The organism is Pseudanabaena sp. PCC 9330 (assembly GCF_055795045.1).
Genome location: NZ_JAYFES010000045.1, coordinates 1 through 12,589, shown reverse-complemented (window position 1 = coordinate 12,589; position 12,589 = coordinate 1). Strand labels below are relative to the sequence as shown.

The window sequence follows — 12,589 nt, the reverse complement described above, 5'->3', positions numbered from 1 at the left end:
TGGGAGCAAAGCCTTGGCTCATGGGGACTCACTAAAGGTCGCAGCGATAGAAGGCCCCTAGCATGTCACAGTCCTATTTTTCTTGCGCTTACCCTGGCAGCACTCCTAGGATTTCTGATTTCTATTGGTGCCATCGGGATGATTACCCTTTCAAGTGAATCTGGTCTTACAAAGGGATCTGCTATTGGGACAACTGCGACTGCTGCAGTTAGCTCGCTGATAGCAGGGGCATCTATAGTCCATCAGAAGGAAAAAGAGAGTTTGGAGAAGTCATTAGCCAGAATCGTTGAAGAATTGCAAGAGGGTATCTCCTCAGATTGGATTCGTAAAGAGCTTGGCCCATTTCTATCTTCTGGAACAAAAGAAAGAGTTATATCCTTATCTCAGTCACTAAAAGGATATGTAGATCGCGTCAATGCCTGCCAAGAACTGGCCAAATACTTAGGGGAGGACAAAACTCATAAGATCCTTTTCAATTTAGCTCATGATGCCACCAATCAGGTTTTCAAAAAAGACTCAGAATACAAACAGATTTTTTGGGAGGATATATATCGTTACTTACGTGCTTGGCTAAAGAAGAGCATTGAATACGAAACCGCCCTCAAAGACATGACACCTGACTTGCTCACTAGATCTATCGGTGATGACAGCCTGTATGTCACTGCATTCTCATTTCTGAGAAACTGCAAAATAGAATCTTTTCTTGACAGAGAACATGTCTTTTCGCAGTCTAAAGGTGTTCTGATAGGCATTCTTTACCAGCACCTATCTGCTCTAATTGAGGAGCTTGATGAAGGCAATGTTTAGAAGGCCTAAAGAGCCATATTTTATGCATTGCGTGGATTTATGATATTTAGAGAATGCATCAAAGGTAATCAATATATTTGCCTTTGATGCATTCTCTTATGCTTACAAAGGATTTTCTAGGTCAATGATCCTGTATGGAGGATACTTTGCACTAAAATTGTCCTTAGTAGGAATGGTGGGATACTTTGAACCGTGATTATCCTGCATCGGAATAGTGGGATATTCGATGTCAAGATTGCCCACAGTAGAAGTAGCAGGATACCTTGAGCCAAGACTATCCTGCATTGGAGCAGTAGGATAGTTGACACCAAGATTATTCTGAATGGGAACAGCATGATTTTTCACCATTTCACCAAACTCCCACTGAGCCAAGGTGTCATCAGCTTCTGTTTTAGCTTCTCTATGAATCGCTATGGCTGCTTCAACTGACGAGATGTTTATACCAGCTAGACTAGCTTGTATGCCAGCAATTCTTGCCTTAAGTGCTTGAGCTTCTGGTGGTCCTGATGATAATTCACCTTGAATAGCTTGAAGAAGTCGAATGGCTTCTCGAACCATTGCTGAAAGACAGGGAGAATTTGGAAGCCCAGGATTATTAGGGTTATAGATTGTTACCGGTGCCATGGAAATACACCTCCAGGAGAAAAATAAACTAGCCATGATCATTCATCACTAACCTAAGTTTAGGAGACTAGCCCAATTCAGGCTACACCGTAAAGTAGGACAAAAACTAGCCTCAATGGCAGTTTCTAGGCGAGTGAATTGTACTAAGAGCCTTGTTGTGAAAAAAATATAGAAGTCATGCTATGTTCACTCGATGCACATAGCTGCATTGCTAATAAAGTCTAAAATGAAACCCTAACAAGTTTCAAGCATATTAGACTAAATGACTGGCAAATAACATCTGAGATCAGGGTAGGAAGTTTTAACAATTCTTCGCCTAAATTGCTAGGTGTGTCCAAGATTTAGAGCCCCTTCGTTGCTACCAATTAGACAAGCCAGCCTTGGGATTTGAGGTGGCTCCAGGCCATAGCGAGGTGCTGGGGCTTAAAGAGATTTCTCTTACGATCGCTCCATTCCCGCACCCGCTCGATCGCCACCTCGCAATCGACAGCAGCTTGAGGGTCTTCTTGGGCTACCCAGTGCAAAGTTGCCAGCATTTCCATTCCGTAGGGGGTTTCAAACCCTTCGATGAGCTGGCTGACACGCTCTAAGTAGGGGTCAGCATTTTGGCCCTCAGCTAAGAAACTTTGAGCCGCCTCGTGTCCTTCAGGCAAAACCTGAATCTGGGCTCGATCGCTCCCGTCACCGTACCCGTGAATATAGTGGCCCTCCATGCCTTGCAGGGCGTGGCCCAGGTTGTGGGCATAGGGGCCGTAGTGAAAGCGCTGGTAGGCCAGGGTTTGCAGCGTGGGCTCTCCAGCCACTTTGAGAAAGTACGCCAGCTTTTGAATTTCGATGCGGCTGGCGCTATACCCCGGTAGCCCGTAGAGTTCTAAGATCCGAATCAGGGAGGCTCTAAAGGCCGTCATGGGTGGCTTTGAGGTGGCGATCGCCATTGCGTCAACCGGCGGGGCTCCGGCAGGTTCAAATACAATCACCTCAACACGGGGCAGTGGTTTAAAGGCCTCTAAAATCAGCGGTTTGACCTCGGCCCAGTCTAACCCCCCATTGCCGCAGCCCAGGGGGGGAATGGCAATCGACTGAATCCCCAATCGTTGGACGTCTTCTACCAAGGCGACTAGCCCGGCTTTGATATCGTCAAGCTGGGAGGGCTGCCGCCAGTGGCGTTTGGTGGGGAAGTTGATAATATACCGGGGGTTCAGCAGGGAGTCGGTGGCGACGGTAAACATGCGGCCTGGCTCGACCTCGTTGTTTTTGCACGCTTTTTGATACTGCTTAAAGTTGTCTGGAAACGCCCGCTTAAATTGCAGCGCCACTCCTTTGCCCATGACACCCACGCAGTTGACGGTGTTCACCAGGGCTTCTGTTTTTTCGTCTAGGAGGTTGCCACGCTTTAGCTTGAGCATTGTGCCGTCATATTGCTAGTTCAATTGTACTGAATGGAGGAGTTGGGTTCAAGATCCTTCAGGGGTGGTCGGGTCGCCTGCATTTTACGTGTAATACCACTGGGGGCGCAGGCGGGCGGTCATCGTTTGCTCAAATTGTCGCAAAATTTGGTTCACCTCGGCAGCGATCGCCTCATCCATCACCCCAATGCCGCGAATCAAGGGCCAGGGCACCGCTTGGTGTACCAAAAACTCGGCTTGGCGGCGGCGCTTGCGATCGCCATCCTCATCGGTATCTCGCCAATACTTGGTTTGCATGATGTCCCAGTCGATGGCAGTGTCGATGTCGTTGAGGTTGTCGTAGAAGCTGGTGTAGCCCATGACGGCATGGCCATCGCTGAATACAAACCCTAGACCGGCCTCTGCGATCGCTTCGGCGGTGGTCACCAGGTGCAAAATAGACTGCTGGCCGCTGGCGTAGCCGGTGACGTTGCCGATGTGGATTGCCCCGAGCATGGGCGATCGGGGAGCGAAGTAGAAGGGCACGTAGTCGTGCAGCACGCCGCCAGGGCCGCAAGGCACTGTTTTGGAGTAGCGCCGATCTTGAATGTGCTCGTAGGCAATGGAGGTGTAGTCGGCCTCGCTGGCTTGCAGCCGGTTTTTGGCCAGCAGGGTACCGGCCTGCACAATAGTGGCCAGGTTGCTGATGGGGGTAATGTGGTACAGCCAAACGGGCATTCTACACAGGGCGGTTGTGAGTGCTCCTTAGCGTAGCAATGGGTGGGGCCGGGCGATCGGGCTGGGGTCAGGGCTGTTAAGCAATACCGGCTAAGTCTGAGCAGTTTTTTTTCGCTTCGTACAATGGGATGAGCCATGGAGCCTAGCATGACCGAACCAACGCCCAAGCCCGCCCGCCCTGCTGTGTTCATCGAGAAGATTTTTCCGGTGACGCTGCTGAATAGGCAGGTGTACTACGAGCATGGGGGCAACCCGTTTAAGGGGCTGCATCGGTGGTATTCGCGCAAGCCGCTGTCGTTTAGTCGGGCGAGTGTGTTGGGCTCGCTGCTGCCGGATACGGTGACGATGGAGGAGTTTGAGTATCTGCTCGGGCTAAACCGGCGGGTAGCGGGGCACCCGGACAGCACGACGAAGCTGTATAAGACGCCGCCCAGCCCGGAGCGGATTAAGCAGGTGCATGACCTGTGTGAGCAGACTTGGGGTACGCGCACGCCGACGGTGCTGGATGCGTTTGCGGGGGGTGGCAGCATTCCGTTTGAGGCGGTGCGGTATGGGTTGAATGTGCTGGCGAGCGACTTAAACCCGGTGGCTGTGGTAACGATGAAGGCGGCGATGGAGTACCCGCTAAAGTTTGGGCCAGATTTGCAGCATGAGATTGACAAGTGGGTGAAGTGGGTTGGGGATGAGGCGGAAAAGCGGTTAGTGGAGTTTTTTCCGTCGGGAGAGGAATCCCCCCCGGCCCCCCTTGGGAAGGGGGGAGCTGAAGTCCCCCTTGAAAGGGGGATTTAGGGGGATACAACACCTCTCACATCAAAGTTCAGAACTATTTGTGGGCGCATACGGTGGTGTGCCCGAGTTGTGAGTCAGTGGTGCCGTTGAGTCCGAATTGGTGGCTGTATAAGCGACCGGAAAAGCAGAATTTGCATAAGTGGTGTGCGGTAAAGCCGATTCCAAATCTGGCAGGAAAGCGGGTGGATTTTGAGTTGATGAAGGGGCGCAAGGGAAAGGGGACGACGATTCAGACGGATGAGGGAGATTATGATCCGGGGGATTTCATTACGATCAACCGAGGTGAAGGGAAATGCCTTAATTGCGGCGATTTGCTATCTAGCGATTATATAGATGAGCGTCTTCTGCAAAAAGAATATGAGAATAAGCTCTATGCAGTTGCTTATAAAAAAGAGAAAATTAACTTAGAATTCAGGCTCCCTATTGATGCAGATTTAGAGGCTATCCAAAAGGCAGAATCTAAGCTAAATGAATACTTTGATAAGGCTATAGTTCCTTCTGAACTTTTTTTAGAAGGCGAAGATACACGTTGCTATAAGCGGGGTGTCCGATTCTGGCATGAAATCTTTAATCCTCGGCAGCTTTTGACGATGGTGACATATGTTGAAATTCTAAACGAGGTTAAGGAGAGGCTGAGACTAGAATGTGATCTAGAAATGGTAAATGCGATCGCAACTTACTTGGCTTTGGTACTCGATCGATGTGTTGATGAAAATTCTCGATTAGGTAGATGGAATGCTCCACGAGCTGGTTCAGAGGGATTTTCCGCACAACATACGCTAAATCTAATGTGGAACTACCCCGAGAGAAATGGTTCAGACAGTTTGTGGGGATGGTGTGCTGATGTCTTTGCATCAGACTACGAAATTCTCTGTAAACAAATTGGCTCAGATCGTCCCAGCCTTTTGAACTTCCAGTCAAATTCCCCATCCCCCAACCCCGTCGCGCAATCGTCCCGATTGCAAACCCCACTGGAAGAGGCTGAAGCTGTCCATAGACCCAGAAATAAAAGCTTAGCGGCTCAAATTCAAGAGATGGCGGCTAAGCGAAACTTGCCCTATGATTCTCGGTTTCTTCCTTACAACAAAAAATTAGTAGACCGTGCCAAAGAGCTTCGTAAGAACATGACCGCTGCGGAGAAGAAGCTGTGGCATGAGTATCTGAAAAATTTGGATGAGCGATTTTGGCGTCAAAGGCCGATTGATCACTTCATTGTGGATTTTTACTGCCCTTCTCGCTATTTGGTGATTGAGGTCGATGGTGATTCTCATGGCACAGAAGATGCTGAAGCCTATGACGCAGAACGGACACAGATTTTGGAAGCCTATGGGCTGACTGTGTTGCGGTTCAGCAATGAGGAGGTTTTAGGCAATTTTGAGGGGGTTTGTGCGGTGATTGGGGCGAAGAATCCCCCCCGGCTTCCCTTGGGAGAAGAATCCCCCCCGCCCCCCCTTTTCAAGGGGGGAGTCGAAGTCCCCCTTGAAAAGGGGGATTTAGTGGGATATGACACCTACAGCATAGAAGACTATCCCCCCCAGCCCCCCTTGGAAAGGGGGGAGTATCCGGAAGTCCCCCTTGAAAAGGGGGATTTAGGGGGATGCAATCCAGCTTCAAAGAAATGCCACATCACCGCAGCCTCAGCTGATAACCTGGCCCATATTGCAGACAAGTCTTTGGATGCGATCGTTACCGATCCGCCCTACTACGCCACCATTCAATATTCCGAGCTATCTGACTTCTTCTATGTCTGGCAAAAGCGCGTTTTAGGCGACATTTTCCCCGAACTCTACTTCTCCGAACTCACCGACAAAGACCGCGAAGCTGTCGCCAACCCCTCCCGCTTCCGCAACATGGGCGAGTCTGCCGAAGAACTTGCCAACCGCGACTACGAAGCCAAAATGGCTCTCGCCTTTGCCGAATACTTCCGCGTCCTCCGCGACGACGGCGTCATGACCGTCCAGTTCAACCACAAAGACTCCGGTGCCTGGGACGTGCTCGCCAAATCCCTCATCGACGCCGGGTTTGAGATCACCGCCAGCTGGGCCGTCAGTACCGAGAACCCCCAAAACCTGCACCAGGCCCAGAAAAACTCCGTCTCCAGCACCGTGCTCCTGGTCTGCCGCAAGCGCGATCCCAACGCCGGTTCCGCCTGGTGGGATGACCTGCGCCCCGAACTCGCCAACCTGGTCGAGCAACGCGCCCCCGAGTTTGAAGCCAACGACATCGGCGGCATCGACCTCTACCTCAGCGCCTTTGGCCCCGCTCTCAACGTCTTTAGCCGCGCCTGGCCCGTGCTCGATAGCTCCGGCGTTGAAATGCGCCCCGAAGTTGCCTTTGGGGAAGCTCGAAAGGCGATCGCCAACTACCGCTTCCGCAAACTACTCGAAGCCGACACCGCTGGGTTCGACCCCCTCACCCAGTGGTACATCCTCGCCTGGGATGCCTTCCGCGCCCGCGAGTTCCCCTTCGATGAAGCGCGGCAGCTCGCCCTCGCCGTCGGCGGCTTCAACGTCAGCGACCTAGCCAAAACCCACAAGCTGATCGACTCCGCCAGCGGCACCTGCAAACTGCTCACCCCCCAGCAGCGCCTCAAAAAACGCGCCTTCTCCACTAACCCCGACGACTTTAGCGCGATCGCCCTGGTCAATGGCCTCCATGCCATCATCGCCCTCTACCTTGAAGAACAAAGCATCGACCCCGTCCGCCGCTTTCTCAAAACCACCGGCCTGCTCAGCAACGACCTCTTTATGCGCGCCTGGGAAGTGGCCCTCAAGGCGATCCCCCACATCGGCGACGAACGCAAACGCATGGTGGAAGAGAAGGCTCTAGCCGATCTGTGGCTGGCGATGGACGAAATTCAGGCCAAGGTGCTCTACGTGCAGCCAGAGCTAGCGTTTGAAGAAGGCCAAATGGGGCTGTTTTAGAGAGTCATCTACCCGTAGAGGTTGGTATAGCGATGAAAGAAGCCGTTGTTTTTGTTTCCGGATTTGATGCTCAATGTCAAAACTATTATCTCGATAACTATTTAAGCCAAGGGTTATTAAATCAACTCGAAGATATAAATATTAAGCTTGACCCTGAAGAGGTGAAAATTCCGGGGCAAACCGGCAAGCGGTTTCTCTGTCAATTTGATGATACCGAAAAGACTATCGACATCTACGAAGTCTATTGGAATGATTTGGTCGATCGCTTAAGCGCAAAAAGCACCACCCAAAAGTTTGGTCGGGGTATCAGCATGTTCTTTCACTGGTTTAGCCAGGGCTGGAAGATCATGAAGATATCACCCGTTTTCTTTATGCAGACCAGTACTATTTTGCTGTTGGTGCTGCTTTGGTACTATGGCATTGTTGTGCTGGTCTTGGCGGCCCTTGCAGAACAACCAGCGCTAGCTTCTATTCCGTTTTTGCAAGGCCTTTTGGGGCAAGTTTCTGGGTGGGCTACCACGGGCTGGGGCTGGCAGATTTGGCTAGTAGTTAGCGCTTTACTCGCCTTGGTGCCCGTGTCGATTAATCTCATCATCGATTTGACTGATTTCTTCGTTAGCTACCTTCAAAAGGAATCCCATAAAGGCAAACCCCCGATCAGAGCACTCCTGCGCACTCGGGTTAAGCAGGCGGTAGATAACGTCGTTAGCGAAGGCTCCTACGATCGCGTTACCGTACTCGCCCATAGCCTGGGCGGGCTCATTACCACAGACTTTATGGCTGACTATCGCGGTCAGCAGGGTAGACAGGTTCGCTACATCACCTGGGGTAGTGCCCTCGAAAGCTCTTCCTCCTCAACCGATTGGATAGAGTCAGAGATTAAGAAGTGCCTAGATAATCCTCATATTGAGAAATGGGAAGATTTTTACTCTAACCAAGACTGGTTTTGCTCTAAAGTGCCCGTGTCTGGCAGAGAGCCCACACCTAAATTAGTCTCTAAAGAGGTTTCTTTTAAGGTCTCTTTGCTTAAGCAGATCACTGGGGAGTCTCACATGGAGTACTTTTTTGACCCCAAGGTGCTCAGACACTTTGTCATGGGTTAACTCTATCCTTGAAGTGACGCTAAGACCGCTATTGCAGCCTGATGAGGAAATGATGAAGATTAAGGGTATTAAGCGGGGCAATACTATCGAACTCATCGATCAGAGCATCGATATCCCCGACGGCACAGAAATCACGGTGATTATTGAGGCTCAACCGCCCGCTCCTCCAGGAGACTATCTAGAGCGGCTACGCAGGGTCATTGCTGAACCGTTTTCAGACGATTTCCTAGAGGCGATGGCGGTGGTTGAACACGAACATCAACTATCTGGCGAACTGGCCCGATTGAACCTACAGTTGCAAGCCACCGCTGGCGATACCCCCCTCACTGACCTGATTGGCTCTGCCCCCGGTAGCTTTGCTACCCCAGAAGATGCTGACCAGTTCATTCGCGAGCAAAGGGACGAATGGGATTACTAGAGGCCCTTCAGGGCGATCGCATCTACCTCGACACCAACGCCTGGATTTATGCGCTGGAAGGATACTCTGCGTTTCGCCCAGAGTTAACCCAGCTCTTTGGGCAGATCCAGGCTGGGACGCTGCGAGGCGTGACCAGCGAGCTGACCCTAGCAGAATTACTAGTGAAACCCTTTCGAGACCAAGATTTAGCTCAGCAGGCCCGATACAAAAAAGCGATCGCAAACCGCCAGAACTTCTTCATCGTGCCCGTTTTGCGGGATCTGCTCATTGATGCCGCTGAGGTAAGGGCCGACACTCAGCTCAAATTGCCTGACGCCATCCATGCCGCCACCGCCCTCAGGACAGACTGCACACGTTTTTAACCAACGACCGCCAGCTCAAGAAGCTGACAGATATCCCTGTGGTGTTGCTATCGGAGGTTATTGCAGTCTGATGGCTCAATCTTCCTCCCATCGTCTAAGCGACTACCCCTGGCGTATCAGCTATGCCAGCGATACCAGCAACCCCGTCGCCGACTTCTACATCCCCGCCCTCGAACGCGCCACCCAATATGATCGCAAATCTGGCTTCTTCAATAGTGCCATCCTCAGCCAGGTAGCCGGGGGTCTAGGGGCCTTCCTCCAAAACGAAGGCCGCATCCGACTGATCATGAGCTGCCACCTCAGCAAAACCGATCTCCAGGCCATCCAGCAGGGCTACACCCTCCGGGATGCCGTCGCCGCCCGCCTTGACGCCAACCTCACCCCACCTACCAACTTTGCCCAGCTCAAACGCCTCGAAATCCTGAGCTGGTTAATTCAAAGCGATCGCCTCGACATCCGCATCGCCATCCCCCTGCGCCACGACGGCCAACCCCTCGACCCCGACGAGGCCATCAACACCCACTACATCTACCACGAGAAAGTCTGCCTCTTCACCGACGCCGACGGCCACCAGATCGCTACCACCGGCTCCAACAACGAATCCAGCGGCGGCTGGAACTTCAACGTCGAATCCTTCCACGTCTTCTGCTCCTGGGAGGGCGATCGCGACCTGGCCCGCGTGCAGGAAGAAACCCTGCGCTTCGAGCAGCACTGGCACAACCAGATCCCCAGCGTCCGCGTGTTTGAAGTGCCCGAAGCCGTTAAGCGCAAGCTCATCCGCTACGCTCCACCCCAAAAGCCAACCTGGAACACCGACGACGAATTTAACCAGCGCCCCCTCACCAAGCAAGAGCGAGAACAGCTAGCCATTCCTAACCCAGAGCCGGTGGAGGAGAAGAAGCCAGAGGCTCAGATCGATGAGGCCACCCTGGCAAAAGAACGGGAGATGTTTCGGGCGATCGCCAATATCCACCAAGACCCCGGCTGCCTCAGCGCCTGCCTCAGCTCTATCCCCATTCAGCCCTGGCCCCACCAGATCAAAATTCTCAAACGCGCCGCCGCCGAATTTCCCCGCAGCTTTTTGATTGCCGATGAAGTAGGCCTGGGCAAAACCATCGAGACCGGGCTGATCCTCCGCTACCTGCTGGTGTCCCACAAGGTGAAACGCGTCCTGGTGCTGTCCCCCGCCAGCGTCCAGCCCCAGTGGCACGAAGAACTGCGCGAAAAGTTCAACCTCCACTTCTGGAGCTATACCCAAGGCGAATTCAAAGATCCCTACGGACAAACCACCCCTCCCACCGGCAACCCCTGGAATACTCAAAACCTGATCCTCGCCTCTAGCCACCTGGTGCGCCGCCGCGAGCGGATGCAAGAACTGCTCGATGCCGAGCCCTGGGATCTGGTGGTGCTGGACGAGGCCCACCACGCCCGCCGCAAATCGCCCCAGGCCCGCAAAGACACCCCCAACCGCCTGCTGCAACTGCTGGAGCAGCTGCGCGATAAGACCAAAGCACTGATTTTGCTGTCGGCCACCCCGATGCAAATTGACCCGATCGAAGTCTTTGACCTGCTGCATGTGCTGGGTTTAAAGGGCCACTGGGCCTACGGCGACACCTTCTGCGACTACTTCTCATCGCTAGACAGTAAGCCCGATCGCCACCTGCTCAACTTCTGGCAAACGATGTCTGCCGACTACTTTGCCCGTGGCGGCCAGCCCTGCCCCCGACTCCAGCAGCACCTCTACCAGCAAGACCGCATGCTGGCTAGTCAAGTCGAAGATGTCTGGCGAGGCCGCATCAAGATCATCAACGAGCGCCCCTACCTGCAAGATGAGGCCTTTATCGCCGCCTCCCTGCAATTCCTCTCCACCAACACCCCCCTCAAAGACATGATGTTCCGCCACACGCGGGATACCCTGCGGGAGTACTACCGCCTTGGCCTGCTAGAAAAGGACGTGCCCCGCCGCGAGGTCTGTGACAACGCCATCACCTTAGAACCCACCCGCGAAGCCGACCTCTACCGCCAAGTAAGCGACTACGTGCGCCACTTCTACCGCCTGGCCCAAAAAGAACAGCGCAAGGCCCTGGGCTTCTTGATGACCCTCTACCGCAAGCGGCTGACCAGCTCCTTCTACGCCATTCAGCAATCGCTCCAGCGACGGCTCGATTCTCTGCTCACCCAGCAGGGCAGCGGCCTCACCGCCGATGACCTGGCGGATCTAGACGATGCCGACGACGCGGTGATCGAAGGGCTAGAGGGCTACATGGAGCCCATAGACCCCCGAGAAATTGAGCACCTAGAAACCCTGCTGCGACAGTTTGAGAACACCGGGGAAGACACCAAGCTGGCCCACTTCATCGCCACCCTGCGGCAGGAATTGGTGAACCGGGAAAGTGCGATCGCCTGCACCCAATACACCGACACCATGGATTTTCTGCGGGAGCAGCTGCGGGAACTCTACGGCAACCAGGTAGCCTGTTACTCGGGGCGCGGCGGCGAGCTGTGGCGCGATAGCCAGTGGGCGATCGTGCCCAAGGAGCTAATCAAAACCAAATTCCGCGATGGCGAGATCAAAATCCTGCTCTGTACCGAATCCGCCAGCGAGGGCCTGAACCTGCAAACCTGTGGGGTGCTGTTTAACTATGACCTGCCCTGGAACCCGATGTGGGTGGAGCAGCGCATTGGCCGCATTGACCGGATTGGCCAGCGATACCCTACCGTCACTATCCACAACTTCTATTACGACGGCACGGTGGAAGCGAAGGTGTATAAGAAGTTGCGCGATCGCATTGGGGCCTTTGAATCTGTCGTCGGCAACCTTCAGCCCATCCTGGCCCAGGTGCCCACCTTCATCGAACGGGCCACCATGAGCGTCGATGCTGAAGAAGAAGACGTGCTGCTCTCTGAGTTTGACAATGTTCTATCGGCTCCGCTCCAGCGGCCAGCCCTCGATGACATGGTGAAGCGCGATGTGGAAGCTGACCTGCAAGAAATTCGGCGACCGCTGCCTCCTACCGCCATTACTCCGGAGGTTGTAGAGGCAACGTTCACCCAGTCAACCCTCCTCAAAGTAAAGGGAATTCACTTTACCCAGGCAGATCAAGGCGTGTGGCAACTGGGCTATAGGGGGCAAACCTACCAGGTCACTTTCCAGCCAAAGGTCTTTGAAGAAACACCCTCTCTACAACTATTGCTTTGGGGAGACCCCCTATTTGAGGAAATACTGAAAGTTGGGTAAGAGCTGCCACAGAAAGCCCCAGAGACCCGCTGGAGGTCTCAGCAGCATCAATGGTGGGCTGATCGAGGGCTCTGTAGAATAGAGCACCTAAGCCTCAACCTGCTGGGTGTATCCCAGTCTTGCAAGACTCATCTTGAGAAGTAGCCATTGAGATACGCACACCGCTGATGGAGCACTTGTTGTACATTGTCTCCGTCCCAC

General features: G+C 53.3%; 8 protein-coding genes and 1 pseudogene. 6 read left to right on the top strand and 3 right to left on the bottom strand.

The features are described 5' to 3' along the window. Positions 1 to 807 (top strand): hypothetical protein (locus AC0QKW_RS01125; RefSeq protein ID WP_473149228.1); only part of this gene is annotated, 807 nt, incomplete at its 5' end. Positions 808 to 909: 102 nt separating this feature from the next. Here AC0QKW_RS01125 and AC0QKW_RS01120 read toward each other — a convergent pair. The 3 genes from AC0QKW_RS01120 to darT all read right to left on the bottom strand — a co-directional run bounded on the left by AC0QKW_RS01120 (position 910) and on the right by darT (position 3,554). Next, positions 910 to 1,431 carry a hypothetical protein gene (locus AC0QKW_RS01120; protein ID WP_473149227.1) on the bottom strand — a complete coding sequence of 174 codons (522 nt, stop codon included), beginning with the start codon at positions 1,429 to 1,431 and terminating at the stop codon, positions 910 to 912. Between the two features lie 365 nt (positions 1,432 to 1,796). Next, positions 1,797 to 2,837, bottom strand: a complete 1,041-nt coding sequence (gene darG, locus AC0QKW_RS01115) for a type II toxin-antitoxin system antitoxin DNA ADP-ribosyl glycohydrolase DarG (protein WP_473149226.1) — start codon at positions 2,835 to 2,837, stop codon at positions 1,797 to 1,799. Positions 2,838 to 2,921: 84 nt separating this feature from the next. Continuing rightward, positions 2,922 to 3,554 (bottom strand): type II toxin-antitoxin system toxin DNA ADP-ribosyl transferase DarT, encoded by a 633-nt coding sequence (gene darT / locus AC0QKW_RS01110; RefSeq protein WP_473149225.1) that lies wholly within the window; start codon positions 3,552 to 3,554, stop codon positions 2,922 to 2,924. A gap of 147 nt (positions 3,555 to 3,701) precedes the next feature. Between darT and AC0QKW_RS01105 the strand changes: the two are divergent. The 5 genes and pseudogenes from AC0QKW_RS01105 (at position 3,702) to AC0QKW_RS01085 (ending at position 12,388) form a co-directional block, all read left to right on the top strand. Next, positions 3,702 to 7,267: pseudogene (locus tag AC0QKW_RS01105) on the top strand (DUF559 domain-containing protein). Between the two features lie 32 nt (positions 7,268 to 7,299). Next, entirely contained in the window at positions 7,300 to 8,370 is a 1,071-nt protein-coding gene (locus AC0QKW_RS01100) for a lipase family protein (RefSeq protein WP_473149224.1), read from the top strand. A 49-nt stretch (positions 8,371 to 8,419) separates the two neighbouring features. Next, positions 8,420 to 8,788: a hypothetical protein gene (locus AC0QKW_RS01095; protein ID WP_473149223.1), complete on the top strand. Its 369-nt coding sequence runs from the start codon at positions 8,420 to 8,422 to the stop codon at positions 8,786 to 8,788. Then, the gene (locus AC0QKW_RS01090; RefSeq protein ID WP_473149222.1) at positions 8,776 to 9,150 is read left to right on the top strand and encodes a type II toxin-antitoxin system VapC family toxin; all 375 of its coding nucleotides are present in this window, start codon (positions 8,776 to 8,778) and stop codon (positions 9,148 to 9,150) included. The genes AC0QKW_RS01095 and AC0QKW_RS01090 overlap by 13 nt, the downstream gene beginning before the upstream one ends. A 70-nt stretch (positions 9,151 to 9,220) precedes the next feature. Then, positions 9,221 to 12,388 (top strand): SNF2-related protein, encoded by a 3,168-nt coding sequence (locus tag AC0QKW_RS01085; RefSeq protein WP_473149221.1) that lies wholly within the window; start codon positions 9,221 to 9,223, stop codon positions 12,386 to 12,388. Positions 12,389 to 12,589: the final 201 nt, after the last annotated feature.